We start from the raw sequence: 25,516 nt of genomic DNA, 5'->3' as shown, positions 1-25,516 counted from the left end.
AGCAAAATAAATCATTTAAAAATATAAAATTATGGCAGCATATCCATTACCAAAGTTTCATTTTCAAGTAGATTGGGGAGGAACTAAAATCGGTTTTCAAGAAGTTACAGGACTCGATGTTGAATTCGAAAAACTAGAATACCGAGAAGGATCTAGTCCAGAATACAGCAAAATAAACATGCCTGGAATGATAAAATACACAGATGTCGTTCTAAAAAGAGGTGTATTTAAAGGCGATAACGAATTCTACGATTGGATGAAATCCAACAAACTAAACAAAGCAGAACGTCGCGATATTACCATTAGTCTACTTGATGAAGAACATGCGCCAGTAGTAGTTTGGAAACTACTCAATGCGTGGCCAATGAAAATTCAATCAACTGACCTAAAAGGCGAAGCTAGTGAAGTTGCTGTAGAATCAATCACGGTAGTACACGAAGGTTTACAAATCTTAAATGAAGGATAATCCTTATGGCGCTTTTTGACAGTTTTAAATATCCGGTTTCTGGTTTTCACTTTGTAGTTTACTTCAACGGACTGCTTCCAAATCCTGTAGACATCAGTTTTCAGTCTGTATCAGGCTTAAGCGTTACTGTTGAAACAGAAAGCTACGCAGAAGGCGGAGAAAATAGATTTGTTCATGAAATACCAAAAGGACTAAAATTCAGTACGCTTACGCTAAAAAGAGGACTCAAAAGTGTGCCTTCATCAGTGGCAAAATGGTGCGAAGATGCTTATGAAAACTTTTCTTTCAAACGATTAAATCTCATCATTGTATTACTCAGTGAAAATCATATTCCAATCAAAACATGGAATGTAGTAGGCGCATATCCAATCAAATATGAATTAGGAGAATTCAATGCAGAAACACAAAGTGTACTCATAGAAACCTTAGAACTCAAGTACGATTATTTCAAACTTTTATCAATAGGAGACTTAATTCCAACATAATGGGAATAGAAATCAAAAACTTACGTATCAAAGTCAATATCAATGCTCAAAAGGAAGAAGAAGTTTCATTGGTAAAAGAAATGCGAAGCAATTGGACTTCCAATGAAATAATGACAACTATTTCAAAAATGATGACTAACAAAAAAGAACGCTAATCATGTCTGTACTCGGAGAATTAGAAAAAATGGTCATCCAGAAGCTTGACAAACAGGGAAATCCTTCTGGTGATGCCATAACAGTAGCGGTCAATCCTGAAAATTATAAAGAAACATTCGTCGTTGACTATAATTTAGATCAAGAAGCAAACTCAGCAGGGAAAAAACCAAAATTTGCCAAGGTAAAACCTGGTGACATGACCTTCAAATTGCTATTTGATTCCACAGGAATCTTTAAAACTGTAGGCTTAAATCAGGAAGAAACCATAGCAAGTATCAAAGAAGACATTGCAGGCTTCAATCCGTTTAAAGATGATGAAGAAGATCTAAGTAATATTGTCGAAGAAATTAAAGAACTCAAAAAATTAGTAGAAGTTCAAGGAGATATGCACATGCCATTTGAACTACATATCGTTTGGGGTTCGTTAGATATTAAATGTTTCCTAATAAAACTAGACATTGATTACAAGCTATTCAATTCCAAAGGATATCCGATTCGCGCTGTTGCCACACTTACGTGTAAAGATAGCAAAGCAGACAAATTACGAGCAGCAGAATTAAAACTATCATCACCAGATTTAACACACATACGACAAGTAAAAGAAGGTGATACACTGCCACTAATGGCATACAGAATTTATGGCGATTCAAAATACTATCTCGAAGTAGCAAGAGCAAACAACCTGCTCAACTTTAGAAACTTAGAGCCAGGAACCGAATTAATTTTTCCACCAATAAATAAAACGCAAAGCGCATGAGTTTAGTCGGCGACATATCGACAGAACAGCAAAGTCTAGTAACCTTTACAGTACTCATCGGTGACGCCGAAGACGATGTAAGTGCTACGTATGGTGTAAAAACCATCACGGTAGAACGTACTTGCAATCGAATACCAACGGCAACAGTAGTCATTGTAGATGGTGACAGTGTTGAGCAAGAATTTGAAGCGAGTAATGCACCATCATTTGCGCCAGGAGAAAAAATTCACATCAAAGGTGGTTATGACTTTGAAGAAAAAACACTCTTTAAAGGCATCATCACAAAACACGCCATCAAAGCAAACAATAACACCAACTATCTTATCATTGAATGTAAAGATGAAGCATTTAAAATGACGCAAGCGCGAAAAAATAAAATCTTTTACGAAGTAACAGAAAGTGATGTCGTAGGAGAAATTATAAGTGATAACGGATTATCAGGTTCCATGACAGCGACATCGCACACACATCATGAAATTGTGCAATACCAAGCAACCGATTGGGATTTCATTCAATGCAGAGCGCAAATCAATAACATGTTGTGTTTTGTAGAAGATGGAGAAATAAACATCAAAGCGCCAGAATTTGCACCAAGCGTGCTCACGGCAGAATTTGGAAACAACATATTCTCTTTTGATGCCGAAATTGACACACGAAACCAATACGAAGCCTTTGAAGCTTCTGCTTGGAACTATTCCAATCAGGAACTCATTACCAAAACGGCGGCAAACAAAAACATCAATACCGCTGGAAACTTAGATGAAGCAACTTTAGCAGGCGCGGCAGGAGGAAACAGTGTGACGCTTTCGCATACAGGAGATATTCCTGATGAAATACTAACCACTTGGGCAGAATCTAAAAGTCTGTACCAACAATTGGCTAAAATATGCGGAACAGTAAAAATACAAGGTAGTGAAGTCGTATTGCCAGGCGCTATGATAACACTTTCAGGAATGAGTGATCGTTTCAATGGAGACGTATTTGTAAGTGGCGTGCATCATACCATAACCAACGGAAACTGGCTGACAACCATTCAATTTGGATTAAATCCTGAGTGGTTCGCAGAAACCTACGAGGTCAGTCAATTACCAGCTTCTGGAATGTTACCAGCCATCAGCGGACTGCAAATTGGAGTCGTTTCTGCCTTAGAAGGCGATCCAAAAGAAGAACACAGAATACAAGTAAAATTGCCCATCATTAGTCCTGACGAAGAAGGTGTTTGGGCGCGCGTACTCAGTATGCATGCAGGTGAAGAATTTGGTGTACACTTCTTGCCAGAAATTGGGAATGAAGTATTGGTAGGATTTCTAAATGACGATCCAAACCAAGCCATCGTATTAGGTTCATTATTTAGCAACACAAATGTTTCTCCTGTAGAATATACGGATGACAACTTTGAAAAAGTCATTATGACGAAAAGTGAAATCAAAATCACGATGAATGATGAACTAAAAAGTATCACGCTAGAAACACCCACAGAAAAAATCATCACGATAGACGATGACGAAGGTGTCATTACTCTAAAAGATGAAAACAGCAATATACTGACTTTAAATGCTGATGGAATCACGATAGAATCTGGAAAAGACATCATCATGACAGCAACGGGCGATATTAAAATGGAAGCCATCAATATAGAAGCGATCGCTTCCGCAGAATTTACAGCAGAAGGTGTTTCGGCAACAGTAGAAGGTTCTGCCACAACAACCATAAAAGGAGGAATAGTTCAAATAAATTAAAATACACACACAATGCCAGCAGCAGCAAGAATCACAGACATGCATGTTTGTCCAATGTCAACAGGTCCAGTACCACATGTTGGCGGACCCATATTGCCACCAGGAGCACCAACCGTACTCATTGGCGGATTGCCAGCCGCAAAAGTAGGTGACATGTGTGTATGTACAGGACCGCCAGACAGTATTGTAGCAGGTTCAGGAACAGTGATGATAGAAGGAATGCCAGCCGCAAGAATGGGAGATTCTACAGCACACGGCGGAAGCATTGTATTAGGAGAACCAACAGTAATAATAGGAGGATAACAATGGACTATAAATCAGCAACATACTTAGGAAAAGGTTGGGATTTTCCACCAACATTCCTTGAAAAACGAGGTGAAGTAAAACTCATATCAGACATAGAAGATATTGAAAAAAGTTTGCAAACCATTGTCACAACCAGACAAGGAGAACGGTTAATGCGTCCAAAATTTGGTTGCGATCTCACAGATCAAATATTTGAAAACCTGAGTGCGACGCAAACAACAATTATGAAAAATCGGATCAAAGAAGCTATCGTTTTCTATGAACCGCGAATTGATGTCATCAGAATAGCACTTGACACACAAAATTTCTTAGAAGGAAAATTTTTAATCAAAGTTGAATACCTCATCAGAGCAACAAACACGAGAAGAAACATAGTATTCCCGTATTACATAACTGAAGCAACAGACATATAATCATGCAAAACGATTGTACAGAAAATACATTAATAAAGTTACGCGAAGGCACCACACAGCAAGAGCGTTACCGTGCTTTGCTCGATCCTGAGAATGTAAAACTCATGGGATTTGAAGTAAAGGATTGGATGAACTTTGCAGAAGAATTTTCAAAGCATGTACAATTATTCACCGACAAAAATTACAAATTTACCAATGGAACTTGGGAACCGTTTCACAATGCTTCCGCAGAAATAAAAGAAGTCATTGAAAACTACGCAGAAGGAGACATTACGCCACAATTGGCATTATTTATAGCGTTCTTAAAACTACTAAATCTCAGCAAAGAACGATTTAACAATATCACCAAACGCCATCTTGATTTTTATTACAAAGAAGTATTACAACTCAACAAAAAAGATGAAAAAGCAGATCATGCATACGTAATTTTTGAACTGGCAAAAACAGCAAACGAACAATTTTTAGAAGAAGACACACGTGTAAAAGCTGGAAAAGACAGTGAAGGGAAAGCAATTCACTATCAACTAGAAGAAGAAGTAGTAATCAACAAAGCTAAAGTTTCAGCCTTGCGCAATACGTATGCACAATCAGGCGCTTCAAATTGGTATGCATCTTCCATTGCAAATTCCGCAGACGGAGAAGGAGCTGAAGCCGAAAATGGAGCAACATCATGGTTGCCTTTTGGCAATACTCAACGCAATCTTGCCAAAAAAGGTTTCTCACTCACAGCACCATCACTATTGCTTACAGAAGGACGAAGAATCATCACTATTCATGCTGAATTTGCATTACTAACCAGTGAAGAAGATTTACTATCAATCCTTACCATTGAGCATACAGGTGAAAAAGGATGGGTTTCGCTTCCAACATCAGCGGTCAAAGTAGCAAGTACCGCAGAAAAAACATTAACAATAAAGCTGCAATTGAGCGAAGAAGATGAAAAAATAACAAACTACGATGCTGCAATTCACGAAGGAAAATACAATACTACACATCCTATACTACGCGTTTTATTTACTCCTGAAGACAAATCTGTAGAGACATATAATCTCTATTTAAAAATCGCTACAGCGGAATTAGCTTACGTAAATATTACGACAACGGGAGAATATAAAAATAATCTTACGGTAAAAAATGACCTAGGAAAAGTAAAAACGGAAAATCCATTTTATCCATTCGGTCCGCAAGCCAAAAAACAGGCAAAGTTGAAAATATCTTCGGATGAGTGGATTGGAAAAAATATCAAGGAGGTTCAAGTTTCATTAAACTGGAAAGACTATCCAGAAAATTTCAAAGAACATTACCAGCATTACATCAAGCAATATTTAAACATCAAACCGCCCAATACGTTCAAATCATTATACGAAGGATCGGGAACTAAAACAGCATTAGTAAGCAATGCAAATGGCAGTAATCGTTTTCGTGTAACAGCAAGTTACATTGAAGAAATCAAAAATATTGGCGGCTTAACAGACGATGATGCCGATAGCTACGAAGTAGACGAAGCACAAGCGGAAGAATTAGGTGTAGACCATTCTGCCGCAGGTTTAGACGGTGAAGAAGCTGAAACACTAAGCGAAGAAGATTTACAAGCATTAAAAAGTCAGCAAATGTTTTCTGGAGTGTCAGCAGCAACATTCAAAAACTTTTTGCCGCCAAACGTAACGTACATTCCAAAAGAAACGGACGATCATTTTATTCAATTAGCTTTAGAAAATGATTTCTTGCACAGTGCTTTCGCGAAACTATATACGTACCACGCACTAAACGAATTGGCATTGCCAAACAACGCATACACACCATTTGCTGAAAACTTAAGTGTAAAAGTCACAACGATAGAAACGATACGAAACAGCATTCAGCATGTAGGATTGTATCACGAATTACCTTTTGGAATACAAGAAGTATCTGCATCAAATTTAACACTAATGCCAGCACCACAAAATGGCGGGCAATTATATATCGGATTTGAAAATGCAATTGCCGATCAAAACATACAATTCCTATGTCAAATAGAAGAAGGTTCTGAAAACCCTGATGCAATTGATCCGAACGACAAAGCGGTTGTAACATGGCAATATTTACATAACAACACTTGGATAAACCTAAAACCAACATATTTACTCAAAGACCAAACCGACAACTTTTTAAAAGCAGGATTGGTAGCCTTTACGGTTCCAAAGCAATTTGGAAACAACACAATTTTTGCAGAAGAATATCTATGGATTCGAGCTACAATCTCCAAAACATACGATACGGTTTCTAAGTTCACAAACATTCACGCGCAAGCTGTAGAAGTCAGTTTTTTAAACAATGACAATACCTTAGAACATCTTGAAAAAGGAATGCCCGCAGAAACCATTTCCAAACTCGAAGAACGTTTGGCAACCGTAAAAAAAGTAACGCAACCATATGCTTCTTTTGATGGTTTACCAAAAGAAAGTGACTTGGATTTTTACAGACGAGTTAGCGAACGATTACGTCATAAAAACAGAGCCATAACACTGTGGGATTATGAACATCTCGTGCTTCAGGAGTTTAATTATTTACATAAAATCAAATGTCTAAATCACAGTACAAGCACAAGTTTTAAAGCTCCAGGAGAAGTATTATTGGTTGCTATTCCAAACATTATCGATCAAAATGTATACGACATTTACAAACCAAGACTCAGTCAAAGCAAACTAAACGCCATTGAAAACTACATCAATGAACTCAACACATTACATGTAGAAGCTACAGTAGTTTCGCCTGTGTACGAGCCTGTTGCCATTTCGTTACATGCTAAATTCTATGAAGGACTAGATGCCAACTATTACGAAAAACAATTGCGAAACGATCTTACACAATACTTGTCTCCTTGGGCATTTGACAAACAACAACCCATTCCGTTTGGAAATGCATTATATGCTAGTGAAGTCATCTTCTACATAGAAAATTTAGACTATGTAGATTACATAAAAGACTTCAAAATGTTGCATGATGGAGCCGAAAAAGATGAAATCATTCCAACCGATCAAAAAAGCATATTAACCTCAGTAATACCAGACGCACACACTGTAAACGCCATAACCGAAGCACAATGTTAAACGTAGATGAACATATCACCATACCGAGCAATGTAAGCCATCAAGACGATCTGGATTTTCAATATCTAAGAGACGCAGGACAGCAATACATTGAACAACTCAGTCGAAAAATTTGGACAGATTACAACATCACCGATCCAGGAATTACCATTATGGAATTGTTGTGCTATGCCATTACGGACTTAGGTTTGCGTATGGATCAGCCAATGGAAAACTTGGTAGCATCACCAGAAAAAAACTTCGAAAAGATGCACGAACAGTTCAAATCGGCAAAAAATATACTAACGTGCAGACCTGTAACAGCAATCGATTACAGAAAACTATTCATAGACATTAAAGGTGTCAAAAACTGTTGGTTAGCCATTCACGCACTTCCTTTACATGCAGAGTGTAATATAGAACATCCAAAAGTAAGTTTTCAACCATTTGTAAATTCTCCATACAGAACGGAAACCTTCAACATAAAAGGATTATACACCATTTTAGTTGATTTTGATGACGATGAAGATTACGTTGAAGAAGACATCATAGCAGAAATATTTACCAAATATCACGAAAACAGAAACCTCTGTGAAGACTTGGTTGAGGTTATAAAAATAAAAAAGCAATGCATTCGTGTCTGTGCAGAAGTTCAGCTAGAAAATGGTGCCAACGAAGAAAAAGTACATGCAACTATTCAATGGGCAGTATCGCAATACCTATCGCCAAGTGTACGAGCAAATTCGTTAACTGAAATGTTAGATTTAGGACTTACGTCAGATGAAATATTTGAAGGTCCAATCTTAGAAAACGGATTCTTAACATCAGAAGCATTACAAAAATCAGAGCTTCGCAAGCAAGTACGTCTGTCAGACATTATGAACATTATCATGAAAATTGAGGGTGTAAAACTGATTGAAGATATCAGTATTGACAACTGTCCGCCAAAAAATGATGATGATTGTGATTGCAACCAAAACATCAACGCAAAAAGTGATCCTTGGTTAATTTGTATAGAAGAAAATCACTTGCCTGTTTTGTGCGATCAAAGTACGTTTAAATATAAAAAAGGCTTCTTGCCAGTTGGCTTAAACAAAGAAATGGTAGCGCAATACACGGAAGCATTAGAAGCTGCCGACAAAGCAAGTCAGGAAAAAACCTTTGACGATTTACCAATGCCTTTAGGTGTGTACAGTCAAATAAAATACAACACCATACAACATCACTTACCAGAAAACTACGGAATTTCTAAATACGGACTTTCCAGTACCGTTTCTGACGAACGCAAAGTAAAAGCAAAACAATTACAAGGCTACTTGCTCTTTTTCGATCAAGTATTAAGCACCTATTTTTCACATTTAGAGCACATCAAAACACTCTTATCGGCAGATGAAAACTTACAACAAACCTATTTCTTTAAAGCTGTAGATGGCATTAGCGGTATAGAAACGCTCATTGACGATTATCCAAACTACAAAGACAATGTAGAAAATATCATTGACAAACTAGAAGATTTTAACGAACGCAGAAACGAACTCTTAGATCATTTAATTGCACGTTTTGCGGAAGTGTTTGAAGACTATACCAACACGATGTACAAACTATTTGGCAAAGATAAAGACGGTGTAGAAGCAAACATCATCAATACCAAAAACAAATTCATCAAAGAATACGATAAAATAAGTTCAGATCGCGGATTGGCATTCAACTACAGGAAACCAAAACAATGGAACACCAACAATGTATCAGGTTTTCAAAAGCGAATTGCACTCTTATCTGGTTTAGATGATTATTCACGACGTGACTTATTTAACGATGCCATCAGTATAGAAACGCTAAAACGAGAAACAGTATCAGAAGGCGTTCACTTTGAATATCGCTGGAAAATACAAAGCGACAGCAAAGTATTTCTATCTTCACAAAAAGACTTCCGATCTAAACAACAAGCAATCAATGAATTGCTAGAAGTTTTAAAACTGGCGACCAATCAGGAGCACTTTGTATTACGCCAAACGGAAACAAAATCAAAACGGTATTACGTAGCATTACTAAATGACGAAGGAGTTTTAGTAGGTAGACAGTACAATCATTACTATGCTACCAAAGACAAAGCAGAATTAGCGCGTAAAAAAGCAATTGAATACATCAACAACTTACTATTTGATGAAGGTTTCTACATGATAGAAAACATTCTTACACTACCATATCACACGCAAAACATAGACGATTTAAACGACTGTTTGCCACTTTGTATTGATGATGGATGTAATACGTGTATAAAAATTGATCCATTCTCATATCAGGTAACAATCATATTTCCAGGCTATACGTCACGATTCTCTAACATTGATTTCCGCATTTTCATGGAAGATTTAATCCGTAGAGAATTGCCAGCACACATTCAACCACGAATTTGTTGGGTAGGACACATTGATGGCGCATTGACGCGAATAGAAAAAGAAGAAATAGTCAATGTCGGAATCTCAGATATGGTCATTTCAGAACCTGTAGATGCAGTCAGTATAAAAGAAAAAGAAATTACGGAAAGTGAAGAAGATAAAGTAGTAAATGAAAAAAATGACAGCATCAAATACACCATTATTGATGATGATGAAGCCTACGACATGAAACACATACAAAAAGCTTGGCGAAAATTTTTAGAATCTAAAAAAAGCAAAGCAAATGGTTACATGGCAACGCACAAAATAACTAAAGAATTACTCTGTGCAATTAACAGAATGAACACCATTTACGCAACAGGAACATTGCACGACTGTAATGATGACGATGGCGAAAATAAAAACAGAATTATACTAAACAGAAGTGCGCTTGGCTCACTCTAATTAGTAATACCTAAAAAGTGATGAAGTAAAAAAACGGAAAGAAAAATGAAAAATTAGAAATAACGCTAAATATTGGCTAATAAGTCTTAAAAAGTGACTAAAACCTTCTAAAGAAATCTCAGAGCGTAGCGATCTAAAAGCGCAGCAGTCTAAATTCTAAAAGCGTAGCAATCTAATTCAATCATTCAAAAAATACAACACAGATGAAAACAATAGAGAAAAAAGACCCGTATTTAAATATCTTAAACACAGAAGGCAATATCTATGAAGAATTTTTGCCAGATCAGGTATTAACGCACAAAAATCTAAATAAAGTTGTAAATTACTTCGAAGATCAAGACCGTGTGAGTCGCGTGTACTTAATCGGAGTTGGGATTGGATGCGGAATGAATATTGTTTCATATTCTGAAGATGAAATTATTATAGGTCAAGGAGTCGGAATTACGACTGATGGCGACATTATAAAAACAGAGACACGTAGGTTTCAATACTATTCGAACTTGACAGACAGAGCGGCTTACGCTTTATTTGAAGGGACACAGGTATATGAAATCTATGAACAAGAGGGAGCGGGTCGTCCACTGGATGAGCATCCGCTTTCCTCTTTTACAACTAACGTACAAGGAACACTCAAAGATTACATAGTATTAGCATATGTTGAAAACTATACAGAAGATGAAGGTTTGTGTGGCGGTTCTGGTTGTGACGAAACGGGAAACAAAGTATATAGTAATATAAAGTTTTTACTCACCCACAAAAGCAATTACGCCAAACTCATTGCAGGAGATACCATTTACAGAAGTCATGATGTATTGGCATACTACGATTCACTTCCAGAGTTGTGTGTGCCACGTTTGTTATTAAATAGCGGAAATGTAAACTCTGGACTTTCAATTCACAATCAATTCAAAGAAACTTTTTATCTCAAAGAAGAATTAAAAACTGCGATTAAAACCATTATTGAACGTTTCAATCATCGCATTAACTTTTTGCATTATGGAGTAAATATCAACGAAATCACTAATTACATAGACACTATTTTTACAGTTGGGCAACAAAATTACATTCAGTATAAATATGATCTACTCAAAGATTTAGTTGATACCTATCGTGAAATTCGCGAACTTATCTTACATACAAAATTTGAATGTGTTGCCAACATTAAAGCATTTCCAAAACACCTTTTGCTAGGAACCTTAGATGAAAACTTACGTATGCACAGACGTCACAGTTTCTATCCGTCGCCTACGGTTTCTCAAAATGATAAAAACTTATTGGCAATAAGAGCATTATGCATTCGGTTTTACAATCAACTAAAAGAATACAAAATACCAAATCCGAAAACGGCGACAATAAAAGCAACTCCTTCCAAAAGTTACGAATACAAGTTGAGTGAGCGCAGCATTCCATATTACTATCAGACTAGAAATGCATTAGTGTCAAATTGGAATCCTGTATCAATTCAGCAACGAAAACCCAAAAATCAATTGGGCTATCATGTATTAAAACTTAAAAACATTCCGTGTGTACAAGAACCGTTAAAATTCAGTCATTTAGACAAAGATTTTTACCGAATAGAAGGACATTTAGGAAAAGACTATCGCACAGCTCTCAAAAGAATAAGAACCTTAAAAAAACAGTACAACCTCGCTTTTGATGTAAAAGCTGTCAGTATCGGATTTCCTGTAAAAAAAGTTTCTATTGAAGATGACAAATGTGACACCAAAGACTATTCAATCTTACTAAATACTTGGGAACAAGAATTTTGTTGTACGGCAGAAAGCGCCATAGAATTCTTTGAAAATTACCAATACAAAAACTTAGGAGACAATGGCACGAGCACTACTAAATTTCCGTTGCTAACAGCTCAATTGTCTGGACAAACATTTGAATTATTCAACAAATCAGCAACAACAGGGAAAATAAATCTTGAAAAAACCTCAGAAAAAACGATCAATGTAAACTCAAGTACACAAAATCCAAAAAATGATTCACAGGCGCAATATCAAAACTCTATCAGTTACGCCATAGATCAAGCGTATTCATATGCAGGTACACAAAATGTTTCTGCGGTATATCTATCAAATATTGCTTTACAAATCATCGATCAGCTTTCAAATGGTGATGATGTTGTTCCTGATGATTACTTCTTTTACACGGAATCTGCTGTAAAAATCATTGCCAGTCTCAGAGAAATCAAAAGACTGTTCATAAAATCATTAGATGAAATATACAATACAGAAAAATGGAAAGCACTCAATGATGCTATTGAATTACTATGCTCAAACGTAGATCAAGTACTATTCAAAATATCAAAAGCAGGAGAAAACTCAAGTTTTGGAAGCAATACACACGATAAAATGTATGAATATTACATTTACGATCTATCAAAACTATGTTGTCTAAAAGAACGTTTCTCATGGTTAAAAACTCAAATTGACGACATTCGATACAGCATTTACAACAAACTCATACTTTCACATCTCATAGCAAAACATCCTGGTTTAGAACACATGGGAGGCGTACCAAAAGGAGGAACATTCCTTATGGTATACATCGGAAGTGTTGAAGAAGACCTAGATGGCACAACCGTATTAAAACCATACAATGGAGAAGTACTATACGACTTTGCCCTACCATACATGTGTTGTTCAGACTGTCCGCCAGAAACAATCGTATACAGTGAAGAACCAGAAACGACACTTGCCATCTCTAAAACAAAATTTTGCTTGCCAGCAGATGAAGGGCAAGTAGATTTCATTATAAGTCCATCAGATGGTGTAGTTACTTCTTTAGAAGGAGAAGGTTTTATTGTAGAAACAGAAAATGGTTATGCGTTTGATCCTACTTTAGTACCAGACAACCTCATAGGAACAACCTTAACTTTCTTAGTAGATGGAAAAACACCAAAAACACCTGTGGAAATCTGTGTATTCAAATTTCCAACAGACATTACAGCAAACTACAACTCACCAGAATGGAGTGATGCAGGCATCTCAGTAAACCTATCGGTAACTCATGAATCAGTTCCATATGCATACAACTACACATATATGTGGAAACGCGCCAACGGATCTGAAATAGGAACAGGAACGGATCTTTCGGCAATTTCTTTTGAAAATGTAGGAACAACATTTGAAGAAACGCTGATTGTAACTATTGGAATAGAAAACGAACCTGGAGTTTGTGAAATAGATGTTGAAGTTCCCGTGAACGAATCAAGACCAGTTCCAGAAGATATTGAAGTTATAAACACCATTTGCTATAGGCTAACGGAAACGTCTCCAACTTGGGTTCCAATAACAGTCATGCCATTTGGAGCTTTCCTAACATCACCACAAGAACCATCTGATGGACCAAGTTTTATAGAAATAACGGATGAAGGAAACTATTTTATCAATCCAGCAAAAGTTCCACCAACATTAGCCGGAGAAGACATTAAATTTCGCGTCAACGGGACGCTTATAGAAAACAAAAGTACGGTAGTTGCCATGCTTCCGGCTTTCGTCAACAGAGATGAAGAAGGAAATGCACTATTGCCATACGAAATTGTGGAATGGACTTCTGAAAGTGTCATCATCAATCTATTGGTCAGACATCAATTTGAATCAGAAACGTACATAGAATACAGGTGGATTGATTTAAATAATAACAATAGCGAAATAGGAGACTCAAGAATTGTTGAAAATATAGAAATTCCAGCTGATGGCGATATGGCAGGCGGCATGTACAGAGTAGAAATGCGCGTTAGCGGCTTAGAAGATTCTTGCTTTGTTTTCTTTGATATAGATATTTCTCTAAATCGTCCTACATTAGACATTCCAAGAGGAATTTGTTTCCCTGAATCTATAGAACTCAGTGTCGGTCTTGACGATAATGTAACAACGTCTGCAGCAACCAATCTTATTCAGCGAATTTCTAGTGTAGTTACCTTTGAATCAGGAAACATTACCAATGCCGAAATAGGACAACCTATACAAGTCTTTCTAAACGATTCCCTTGTTGCAACCACAACAATTTACAAAGTTCCTTCACAAGAAAATGTAAGAGCTAATGAAGAATTTGTTCGTTGGGATGGCGAAAGTGTGATCGTCGATTTAACAGCAAATCCAAGAGTGCCAGGAGTTGCAAATCCGCAAAACTATCTTGAAATAAAATGGTTTGACGATCAAGGAAATCCTATAGCAGATGAAGACCTTTTAGGCTTTAGAGTTCCTGCACCAAATGGAGAAGTGAATGTTACATTTAAAGTGTTGGTATGTGTAAAACCAGGTTTAGGACTTATACATGCTTGTGAAGTAGAAGTGCCTATAACTATCAATTACACACGACCAACTTTTGAGCTAGAGCGAGGATATTGTTTTGATGATCTCAATCCGATTCCAGAAATTACCATTCCTGTTTCACCAGAAGATGCCGAAATTACCTCTCCATTTGGTAGTGATTTAATAACTCCTAGCAATGATGGAAACTCGTATGTTTTCAATCCGTCGCAAATTGGAGATGGCAGAATAGGAGAATTGCTAACCTTTGAAATTGGAGGTGTTGAAATAACTTCAACCACAGTATACAGAATACCAAACGAAAACGAAATCTTTGCAGAAGATGTATTGTTACGTTGGGAAGATAATGATGTTGTTTTAAATCTTACTACAACGTTGAATATGCCTAGCGTACACAATCCAGAAGCATATTTAGACATAAAATGGTTTGACAATAATGGAAACCTCATAGAAAACACTGCCGAACATACCATTGCAACAAATGGAAGTGTCATTACAACGTATACCGTAAAAGTTTGTGTAAAACCAGAATTAATGGATACTGACCCTTGTGAAACGGACTCAATACCTGTAGAAATAAGACATTCTGCACCAACACCAGATACACCAGAAAATTTAGGATTAATAGACAAATACTGTTGGAAAAATGGCACGACGCCATTATCAGTAATAATCACGGTAGATCCTAATGATTTTGACATCACATCGCCACAAGAAGAATCTCCAGAACAATTCCTAATCAGAGAAAACGGCAATTACAGATTTGTACCTGCACAAATTCCGGATAGCGAAATTGGAAATCCAATTGAGTTTATGATAGACGATCAAATAGTCGATACTACTTGTGTATTCAAAATGCCAGCAGATGAATCTCTAGTGCATGATACCAACAATTCAGCGGTGAATAACGGACAATACCTCTTTAGATTTATTCACGATTACGGACAAAGAGACTATATGAACTACAGATTAGTAGACATTATTAGCGGACAAACCTTAACGCCAGTTTTACCAAATCCATTAACATATAGAGTACAAGCAGAAGGTGGCGCAAGAAGCATTCGATACAATCTACAAATAAGAGTAGACAATTTAGAATGTGTTTCTTCAAAAACGGTAACGGTAACAGTGCCAAGCAACGATGGACCAACAATTCCGACAGATCCGATCGATCCAACAGGACCAACAGGACCAACAAATCCAGGAACAGGTACCACAAATCCTTTAGGACGATTGGTATGTTCAACTCCGTACGAAGAACGTCTCAACATATTAAGAGTTCCAGATGATATTGTAGCACTCAAAGGTTTATTTGAAAATCGAGGAATATCTGATACGGTAGTAGAAGACATTCTCAATCCTTTACAGGCTACTTATGAAAAAATAAAACGTTCTAAAAACTTAAACAACGATCGTATTTCAGAAATCAACAACTTAAATAGATTGCGATTAGATTTAGATGAAAAATACATTACAGATATACGTTTTGCCAATTCTAAAGATGTCTTTTTAAAACTTGATGAAGTATTAGAACTATCATCATTAGAACTATTGCGTTGCGTAGATAATGACAATGCGGCTTCGCTGATGACAGGAATCATAAGTTTGTCAAATCTCAGAAATGCAGATTATGGTGACAACTCACGATCAAGAATAAATGATGATTACCTAAATACATTCGATAATAAAGGTGATAACATTAAAAACAATCTAAACAACACATATTCAATTACAAAGGGTATCTAATCCATGCATACAATCCACGACATAGCGTTTGATGTAAACATTAATTACAACGACAAATCCGTGTCTTGGGAGCAATACTATGTCAATTTCTTTAAAGAAAAACTCTTACCAAGAGTAGCACATGTTTGTGACAATTGGGACAAAAAACATCCCAATACCAAATGCACGATTGATAGCATTGAAATCAATGTTGAGGTAAATGATATTGACCTGCAAAGTTTAACGAAAGAAATCATGCAGCAAATCAATCAGCAACTCATGTCTATAAACGCTGATGGAAGTTCTCGTGATGGTAAGCTTATTGCAAAAACCACACGAGAAGCTTCTGCCTTTGACGCATTGGTTACGTATCTCTCTAGCGGAATATTGCCTGCGCATATTTCTGTAAAAGCCTTTAAAGATTGGCTGAACGCTATTGTGGAGTTCACTTCCGTAGAAAGAACAAAACTAAGAACAATATTTGCCACAAACTCAGAAACCATTGCGCGTATGTTGTCGCTACTGCGGAATGATTACGAAAAGCTATTGAGCATCATAGAAAGCAAACAGCAAATAACCTCAAATTACGTAACGCTTGAAGCTACATTCTTTCAAGAATTTCTAAAAGCAATCACCAAAAGTTTTACGCTAAACTATGCAACTTCAGAAGCTAAAATTTGGCATCAAACACTCGGTTTTAGTACTTCAGTAACGCAATTCTCAAAAACCTTGTTGCAACTCTTACAACCCAAAGCCAAAGCCGAAGGAAAACAATTGAAAAACTGTAACGAAAAACAGCTATCTATAGCATTAATACAAGCCATTACACAGTATGAAGCAGGAAAGGAAATCACAATCAACGCTTCTACCATTGCTAAAGTGACCAAAGATATTACTGTTAAAACAGAAACTTCAACAACTAATACAATTTCGGAAAATAAAACGCGTAAAGAAGCAACGCAAAAAACAACTGACAAAACAGTAAAAACAACTGAAAAGTCATCAACTACCAACACAGAAGAAGCAAATCGTAAAAAACGCAATCTAAAACTAGCAGACGAACAGAAGCAAGTGCAAACAAAGAATTCGGTAGAAAATTCGGAAACAAAAAATGCCTCAGCGAAGGATCAATCAATTACAGAAGCAACTGGCAAATCAGCGAACGATCTACAAAACAGTAACGAAAAAAATGGAACAACCAACAACAAAGGTACTGACAAAGAGGAACACAAATCGCGAAAAGAAGCAAGAACAAATCTCGCGGAAGCGGACAAACAAAAAAGAGTTACAGACGACATCGGATTAACCACAGAAAAATCGGGATTAATACTCTTAAATCCTTTCATTAAAAGGTTTCTCAGTGGTGTCGAATTGCTCACAGAAAATAACGAAATCAACGATTTTGGTAGAGCTTGTATGTTGCTACATTACTTGGCTACAGAAACTGAAAATGGCACTGATGTAGAATTTACGTTGGAAAAAATACTCCTAGGAATTCCGCAAGAAACCATTGTAGATTATGAAACACCGTTAACAGAAAGTGACAAAAATGCTTGCGAAGAATTACTGCGAGCCATTTTAGAACATTGGACACCATTAAAAAGAAGTACGATCAACACATTGCGTGACATGTTCCTAAAACGCGACGGAGTACTAAAAATAACGGAAGAAGACATCAAACTCACTGTTGAAGGCGCTGCGCAAGACATTTTGCTAAAACAAGTTCCGTGGAACATCAGCTTAATTCGTTTAAAATGGATGGAGAAAATGCTACACATTGAATGGTAAACAAAACAAACAACAATACATAAAATAAGATGAATACAGCTAGGGCGCAAAAAAAATCTACGGACAAATCGAAGGGGAAATCTTCTCAGTCGAACATGTTCATTGCGCCCCAAAAAGCAAAAAAGAAACAGCAAAAAGCTACTGACGATAAAAAGGCAGAATTGTTCATAGTTCCCAAAACGGAAAACGTACCAAGCAAAATAAACGAAACCAAAAATACGCAAGGAAACAATACTACCAAAAGTAAAAAAACATCAGGAGCAAACATTCAAGAAAAAACACCAAAAACAGGTTTGGCAGTAGCAAAAGCAGGCAAAGCTGATGCTGCAATTGGCAAGAAAAAAGGTGATAAAAAGCAAACTACAAAAGATGGTGGCGCACCAAAAGGTAAAGAAGCAAAAAAGAAGGAATACAAAGTTATCAAAACACCTTCAAAACCTGAAAATGACAAAGCTTTTCAAGACACATTACAACATGTAAAAGGTGTCAAAGAAGAACAAGAAGTACATCCAAAATCAGAAACCAAAGCCGCAGAAGTACAAGCAGCTGCTGTATTGCCGACACAAGATCAGCAAAAAGTAAATGATCGTGCAGCACATTATGGAAGTATGGAAGCGACTTCAAAAGAAGCGACCAAAAAGAAATTTACCAAAGAAACCTTCAAAGCATCGCTTGAAAAAGAGCTAAAAACCTTAGAAGACAACTTACCAACAGATGAAGATAGCGCAAAACAATTTGAAAAAGACAAACCGTTAGACAAAGTAAAAGGCAACGTAAACAGTAATGTTACGGAAGAAAAAGACAAACTAGCAGGTCCGTTAGCGAGCAATGCTAAAGATCCAAATCCGCCAAAAAGTACAGCACAAACGGTAGAAGCAAAAGCGCTTCCAATTGATGATGTTGGAAAAGCTCCGAAACCAATCAACAAAAAATCGGCAACGGTAAAACCAAAGCATAAAACTGAAATTTCCATGGAAAAGGAGAGTGATTCTTTGGATGATTTCATGGAAGAAAATAAAATTACCGATTCGCAACTTGCCAATGCCAACGAGCCAAAATTTACCGAAGCACTCGATTCCAAAAACAAAGCTAAAGAAGAAGCGAAAAAAGCCCCAAAAACCTATCGTAAAAAGGAAAATGCGATACTTGGCGATGCAAAAACTGTTGCTGGACATGCCGGACAAGACAAATTGGGAGCTATGTTTTCGCAACGTGCAGGCGACTTTAAAGAAGTTGCAGGCGCACAAAGTACCAATGAAAGTCAGGATAAACTCGAACAAAAACGCATCAACAAAGAATTTACACGTATTTACAACAAAACCAAAGAAGCTGTTGGAAAACGTTTGGATAAAATTTCTACTGATGTCGATGCTTACTTTGCAGAAGGTGGTGCTGTAGAAAACGCTAAAAAATCTTTTGAAAGTCGTGTAGAGAAAAAGCTAAGCGATATTTATGGTTGGACAACCATTGACGATAGTATTGCAAGTTTCTTTGCGGGTGAAGATGTAAACGCTGGTGCTGTGGAAGGTGTATTCCAAACAGAAAAAAGAGTTTTCATCAACAAGCTTGATAAAATATTTGACAAAATTGCGGGTGTCATTGCAAAAGGTCTCAATGAATCTATGACGTTAATTGAAACAGGAAGAACGGAAATGGATACCTTTTACCAAGGATTGGATAAAAAGCAAAAAGAACTCGCGAAAGATTCTCTAGACACCTTTAATGATAAATATTCAGACTTAGAAGAAACCGTAGCTTCTAAAGAACAAGAATTGGCGCAAGACTTAGCCAAACAATACAAAGAAAATGTAGACAGTCTACGCGCTACCTTTGACGAAATCAAAGAACGCGTAAGCTCATCGTGGTTAGAAGCGGCGTTTAACTTCTTAAAAGGAATTGTAGAAACAATTCTGAAAATAAAAGACATGTTATTCACGCTCATTGCGGCGTTGGTAGATGCCATTACGGCAATCATTACCGATCCGATAGGTTTCTTAAAAAATCTTTTCTTGGGAATAAAACTTGGGTTTGAATACTTCTTTGCAAACATCAAAACACACCTAATCACTGGATTGATAGAATGGTTAACAGGTTCGTTAGGTGGCGTAGGAATCACCATTCCGGATAATCTATTCAGTCTCAAAGGAATCTTTAACCTAGTCATGCAAATCTTAGGATTAACGTGGGATTACTTTAGAAGCAAAGCTGTAAAACTCTTAGGAGAACCTGTTGTAGAAGGCATGGAAAAAGCGGTAGAAGTCTTTACCATCATCAAAGAAAAAGGTGTAGAAGGACTTTGGGAATATATCAAAGATCAATTCAATGACTTAAAAGAAACGGTCATGGACGCCATTCGCGACATGATTATTACGAAAGTCGTAGAAGCAGGAATCAAATGGATTATGGGATTACTCAGTCCAGCAGGAGCTTTTGTAAAAGCGGCAATGCTCATTATAGATGTCGTTCGCTTCTCATAGAACGCGCCGCACAAATATTTGAACTCGTTACGGCGTTCATAGAAGGAATCAAAGCCTTGGCTTCTGGTGGTGTAGAAACTTTTGGCAAAATCGATAGAAAAAGCCTTGGCAAAAACACTTCCAATACTCATTGGTTTTCTTGGCGGCATTTAGTTTGGTGTGACAGGATTAACGGCAAAAGTTGCAGAAAATCATCAAGCGTGTTTCGCAAGCGTATTGACAAAGCCATCAATAAAGTGATTAAAAAAGCTAGAAAGGCTTTCAAAGGTTTGGTAAAAAAGGGGAAAGCGAAGGTAAAAGATATCGCTACGAAATTGATTGGTTGGTTAAAGTTCAAAAACAAATTCAAATCAAAAGATGGCGGAAATCATACATTATTCATTAAGAAAAAAGGGAAAAAACAAGTTTTCTATGTTGCTAGTGATCCGACTCCGGTTGAAAAATTCTTAAAAGACAAAAAAAACAAAGAGAAAGATAAAACAAAAAAAGGAAATATTGGAAAGGCTTTAAGCTACTATGAAACTACAGTTATCACAGAAGAAAATGATGTTTTAAATAAAGAAAAAGAATACAAAGCAGAACCAGATAAGAAAAAGAAAAGGTCTAAACGATATGAATATCAAAAAGCAACTGAAAAATTGAGAAAAACAATGCAAACTTTTGCTAATAAATTATCTGCCCTTGAATTTGGTAATGAAAATGATGAAACGGTTAGAACCAAAATAACAAGTAAGAAAAAAGGAGGTAGAGCGGGAAATGTAAAAGCTTGGCCATTGACATATTTACCTGGAGAATTTACAGGCTCTACGCCTAAAGAAAAACCACCAGGATGGACAGGTTACGCACAAGATGCAACGGATCAATGGGTAAGAGGACACTTCCTAAGTGAACAATTACATGGACCTGGAGTGAATTGGAATATGGCACCAATAAGTCAATCGGCGAACTCACAAATGGAAACCGTTGAGCATAAAATGATTCCTAAAATAAAAGAACAAGGTAAATTTTATTATTATATTACTGATGCTACTTATGATGATTCAAGAACAGGTGATGATAAAAATATACCAACTAAAATAAGAATAGCTTCTGGAGAACTAAAACGGAAAGAAGGTACGACAGATAAATTTATACCAAAGACAAAAGGACCATCTGTACCTATTTCCGTAGGATTACCTAACTTAGGTGGACCACCAAATTTAAACGTAGCTGGAAGACCAATACTAGAAAGTAAGGGAATCAAGAGTGGACTTGCTCGTGATATATTGACATGTAGGGATAAATTTAAAGAAACTAATGGTGGTTTTGAAAATTTAGCTGATTTAATAGCTAGCTTGAAATTAATGTATTCAGATTCATTAACACCAAAAGAAGGAGGACAACCATCGAGACGATTAAAAAGTTTAAGAACTAATCACATAACTGAACTTACGAATTTAATTTCAGTTGAGAAAAAAGTGAAAATTGAATGATATTACAAGAAAAATTTAAGAAATTGGTAGAACAACTGAATGAGAATCAATATGTAATTATAGAAAAAATTGCTATAGGAGAAGCTACTGATGACGCACTTGTTGGAGTAATTCTTAATGTTATAAATTACAAAATACCAGAAATAATAGTAAATTTTTACAATGAAGTTTCTTATGTGAAAATTTATTGGAAATGTAACTTAGTAGAAAATAATCAAATCACTAAATACAGTAAAGAAGATGAACAAGTTTATGGTGACATAAATATTCTTGATTTAGCAGAAATGACAGCTTTTGATGAAAAACTATTGTCCGAATATTGGACTAGGAATATGGAAGCAGAGGAATTGGAAGATGTAAAAAATTTTAGATATTTTAATAAACATGATGAGTACTTACGATTAGGTTTTTTAGTAGAAGATGATATAATGTCTGATGAAATATATTATATTCAAGAAGGCACTACAGGATTCGCGAAAGCACCATTTAGTTTTGAAGAATATTTAGATACGATTTTTAAATTCAAAGGGTTTTTAGGGTTTGAATATAACATGTTATATCCAGAAACCGAGTCTAATGAAAGAATGCAACATTACATAAAAGAAATATTTGGCGAATAGCTTCATTGCAAATAATCCCCAAACATAGGTATAAACCCCACAAATCTATTTTTGTATATTTAAAAAAACAAAAGTAAATCGTACTGTCATGGCAACCAATCCAACCAAAGAAGAGAAAGAAGAACAATCAAATCTTATCAAAAATGGGTAATAAATTATACAACTTTTTTGCTTCTCTCAACAAGTTTCGTCGTTCCTCTTTTCTAAGTATCATCATCTTAATTGTGATCTTTTTATTAGTCAAAGCACTCGATCAAGCATACACACTATTAGTCGATATGATTGAACGCGATGCCACATCACTCATACTATGTTACATTATCATTTCTGTATTTGCATTGGTTATCTCGCATTACCCAATCTATATTTACTATGCAAAAGATATCAATGATAGTAAAGATGAAAACTACTGGTATGCGCACATTTGGTTAGGATTCTACAAAATATTTACCTTCAATAAAAAGCCGAAAAGTGCTATTACAACCAATCAAAACTATGAACAGGATTACATGGCAAAATTCTTTCGATACAGTTTGGGACTCTGCATCTTTTCCATCTGGACGTACTATATTTACAAAACCTACGAACCCAAACTACTATTTGCTTTTGGAAGTGTAGACATCTTTTGGGGAATCAATTTTTTACTCTACGGAACACCATTTTTGATACTTCTATACATGTTGCCTAAAAAACAACGCATAGAAAAAGAAAACAAAACATACAGAGAAAATAACAATGAGAATACAGACAATTACAACAAATTCTATACAAGAGGCGTTATCATATTCTATGTAATTACCATACTTTCGGTCATTTTACTATTAATTACCGCATACGGCACAAGTTTTAACTTTACATCATACATTCTCTTACAACTTCTCACACTCAGTTTAGCACTTACGTATATATATTTCCGACTATTCCGATCAAAACTCTACGACTTTGCATCTGTATTTCTCATTAGAAAAATAGAAGTAAACTTCAACTATGTAGTCTTCTTTTTTATCATTGCTTTGTTAATTCTCGGATTACTCATCTATAGTAACATTGCTGTGGCGTATGGGTATAAAATTGTAAATGCAATGGTCATTTTATTCGGATATCTATACATCATTTACTACGGATTGGCATGTATTCTAAAATATCTTTTTGTAATTCAGGCGATGAAACACCAAAGTGAAGCATTCAAAAAAGGAGAAATTGACGAAGACATTTACAAAAAACACTCAGGAATTGAAGAAAGCAAAATTTCCAGAATCATTCCACTGGAAGATCAAGAACAATTTGTAAAATGTGGTCGTAGAAGAACAACCTATTATCTTGTCATAATGATAATTATTATAGGAACTTCAATGATTTGGAGAGAAAGTAGCGTACATGCTCTCGATACACAGTCTGCAAATCCTCGTACAGATAATGACGTGGTAAAAATGGAAACCTACAGAAATGAACTTCAACAACGTATCAAAGACGACAAGCCGCTCATATTTGTAGCATCGCATGGTGGTGCCTTAAAAGCAAATATCTGGACGATGAAAGTATTAAATCACATTCAAAAGAAAACCAACGGTGCATTTTTAGATCAAACTGCTTCTTTTTCTGGTGCCTCTGGTGGAATGATGGGACTTTCCATGTATGCCGTTTTATCAGGACAATTTCCAAAAAATGTACAAAATCGTTTCGATTTAATCGAAAAAAGAATTGATACAGTTGCTTCAGAAGATTATGCTTCCCGAGACATTTCGTATACGCTTGGTTGGGATTTTATTCGAAAAGCCACAGGATTCAAAGAAATAAGCCAACATAAAGACAGAGCCTATTATTCCATGGTTGCTTATCAAAATTTATTAGAAGGTAAAAAACAAAAAGAACACAGAATGCTGACCAACGAGTCATTTCAAAGCTACTGGAAAAAAAATATTTATGATTTAAATGGATATTTCCCTGCATTATTAGTCAACACTTCCAAAACCAACGGAAGACGTGGAGTTTTCAGTTCTGTTCGATACAATCAAACGGAAAGAGACTTATTTTTAAATGCTGATAATTTAGCGCAATTAGAACCAATTACGTTAGAAAATAACGAAGAAAAGCGGGCAATCGTCTCTTTCTATCAAGCTGTTTCGTGTACCAATCGCTTCCCAGGATTCAGTCCTGCAGCAAAAATAAAAGGTTACGGACATTTTATTGATGCTGGCGCGATAGACAATAGCGGATTGCTCACAAGTTTAGATTGGTACGATTACCTAAAAAACAGCGATGATGCGATTATTGAGCCAGAAACGAATGTAATCTTTGTGGAAATCATTAATGGAAAATCCAATTACATCAAATACATTTTAGAAAGATTTCAAGAAAAAATAAACACAGATTTTTTACAATTTGATGAAGACGAACAAGGAAATCTCTCTGCGGTTATCAGTGCTGGCGCAAATTTAGACAAGAATCCAGACTACTTTAGCGATCTCATCAAACGTCTAGAAAAACGTGGTAGAAAACTTGATGAAACGATGATGGATTCTATCAAAATTGCAAATAATTCGAAAAAATATCGCGTCAAACACATTCCAATATACTTACCAAGAGTTATTACCATTGATGATGTAGAAGGTTTTATTGGCGGAAAAGTCATGGGAATTATTGATAATAATGAAAAACTGAAAATTCGTGACAGTCTCATTGGGTTCATTCGAGAGAAAAACAACGAAATCTTTGAAAGAACGGAAAATCTTGAAAACAAATTCGAATGGGATACGTATGAACCTACATTGGCGCGACACTTAAGCAAAAGTACCTTAAACTATTACGACAAAATTCTAGAACGCGATTCTCTTATCAAGCTAAGAGTTGCAGAACTAAAAACACAATTGGGAATAAAAGAATAAACGATTTTGTGACGAGTTTGCAAAGTATAAAAA

At 36.1% G+C, this 25,516-nt stretch carries 15 protein-coding genes; all 15 read left to right on the top strand.

Annotation, left to right across the window (positions count from 1 at the left end; translation table 11 throughout):
• The first annotated feature begins 31 nt into the window (after positions 1-31).
• The 15 genes from KAOT1_RS06945 (at position 32) to KAOT1_RS06880 (ending at position 25,483) form a co-directional block, all read left to right on the top strand.
• Positions 32-466: a phage tail protein gene (locus tag KAOT1_RS06945; protein ID WP_007094047.1), complete on the top strand. Its 435-nt coding sequence runs from the start codon at positions 32-34 to the stop codon at positions 464-466.
• A gap of 5 nt (positions 467-471) precedes the next feature.
• The gene (locus KAOT1_RS06940) at positions 472-951 is read left to right on the top strand and encodes a phage tail protein (protein ID WP_007094046.1); all 480 of its coding nucleotides are present in this window, start codon (positions 472-474) and stop codon (positions 949-951) included.
• Positions 951-1,106, top strand: coding sequence for a hypothetical protein (locus tag KAOT1_RS22810; protein WP_007094045.1), 156 nt, complete (start codon positions 951-953; stop codon positions 1,104-1,106). The genes KAOT1_RS06940 and KAOT1_RS22810 overlap by 1 nt, the downstream gene beginning before the upstream one ends.
• A gap of 2 nt (positions 1,107-1,108) precedes the next feature.
• Positions 1,109-1,864, top strand: coding sequence for a CIS tube protein (locus KAOT1_RS06935; protein WP_007094044.1), 756 nt, complete (start codon positions 1,109-1,111; stop codon positions 1,862-1,864).
• Positions 1,861-3,603 (top strand): type VI secretion system tip protein VgrG, encoded by a 1,743-nt coding sequence (vgrG, locus tag KAOT1_RS06930; protein WP_007094043.1) that lies wholly within the window; start codon positions 1,861-1,863, stop codon positions 3,601-3,603. Before KAOT1_RS06935 ends, vgrG begins: the two co-directional genes overlap by 4 nt.
• 12 nt (positions 3,604-3,615) lie before the next feature.
• The gene (locus tag KAOT1_RS06925) at positions 3,616-3,906 is read left to right on the top strand and encodes a PAAR domain-containing protein (RefSeq protein ID WP_007094042.1); all 291 of its coding nucleotides are present in this window, start codon (positions 3,616-3,618) and stop codon (positions 3,904-3,906) included.
• 2 nt (positions 3,907-3,908) lie between these two features.
• On the top strand, positions 3,909-4,322 hold the full coding sequence (locus KAOT1_RS06920; protein ID WP_007094041.1) for a GPW/gp25 family protein: 414 nt from the start codon (positions 3,909-3,911) through the stop codon (positions 4,320-4,322).
• A gap of 2 nt (positions 4,323-4,324) precedes the next feature.
• The gene (locus tag KAOT1_RS21940) at positions 4,325-7,411 is read left to right on the top strand and encodes a baseplate J/gp47 family protein (protein ID WP_007094040.1); all 3,087 of its coding nucleotides are present in this window, start codon (positions 4,325-4,327) and stop codon (positions 7,409-7,411) included.
• Complete coding sequence (locus KAOT1_RS06910; protein WP_007094039.1) at positions 7,405-10,233, top strand: hypothetical protein; 2,829 nt, start codon at positions 7,405-7,407, stop codon at positions 10,231-10,233. The genes KAOT1_RS21940 and KAOT1_RS06910 overlap by 7 nt, the downstream gene beginning before the upstream one ends.
• 203 nt (positions 10,234-10,436) lie before the next feature.
• Entirely contained in the window at positions 10,437-16,262 is a 5,826-nt protein-coding gene (locus KAOT1_RS06905) for a hypothetical protein (protein WP_007094038.1), read from the top strand.
• Positions 16,263-16,265: 3 nt separating this feature from the next.
• Entirely contained in the window at positions 16,266-18,029 is a 1,764-nt protein-coding gene (locus tag KAOT1_RS06900; protein WP_007094037.1) for a contractile injection system tape measure protein, read from the top strand.
• A 29-nt stretch (positions 18,030-18,058) separates the two neighbouring features.
• The gene (locus KAOT1_RS06895) at positions 18,059-20,506 is read left to right on the top strand and encodes a phage tail protein (protein ID WP_007094036.1); all 2,448 of its coding nucleotides are present in this window, start codon (positions 18,059-18,061) and stop codon (positions 20,504-20,506) included.
• Positions 20,425-21,978 (top strand): hypothetical protein, encoded by a 1,554-nt coding sequence (locus KAOT1_RS06890; protein WP_157560078.1) that lies wholly within the window; start codon positions 20,425-20,427, stop codon positions 21,976-21,978. Before KAOT1_RS06895 ends, KAOT1_RS06890 begins: the two co-directional genes overlap by 82 nt.
• Positions 21,975-22,598 carry a hypothetical protein gene (locus KAOT1_RS06885; protein ID WP_007094034.1) on the top strand — a complete coding sequence of 208 codons (624 nt, stop codon included), beginning with the start codon at positions 21,975-21,977 and terminating at the stop codon, positions 22,596-22,598. The genes KAOT1_RS06890 and KAOT1_RS06885 overlap by 4 nt, the downstream gene beginning before the upstream one ends.
• A 143-nt stretch (positions 22,599-22,741) precedes the next feature.
• Positions 22,742-25,483 (top strand): patatin-like phospholipase family protein, encoded by a 2,742-nt coding sequence (locus KAOT1_RS06880; RefSeq protein WP_007094032.1) that lies wholly within the window; start codon positions 22,742-22,744, stop codon positions 25,481-25,483.
• Positions 25,484-25,516: the final 33 nt, after the last annotated feature.

The organism is Kordia algicida OT-1 (assembly GCF_000154725.1).
GTDB classification, from domain to species: Bacteria; Bacteroidota; Bacteroidia; order Flavobacteriales; family Flavobacteriaceae; genus Kordia; species Kordia algicida.
This window is presented reverse-complemented; position numbering and strand designations above follow the sequence as displayed.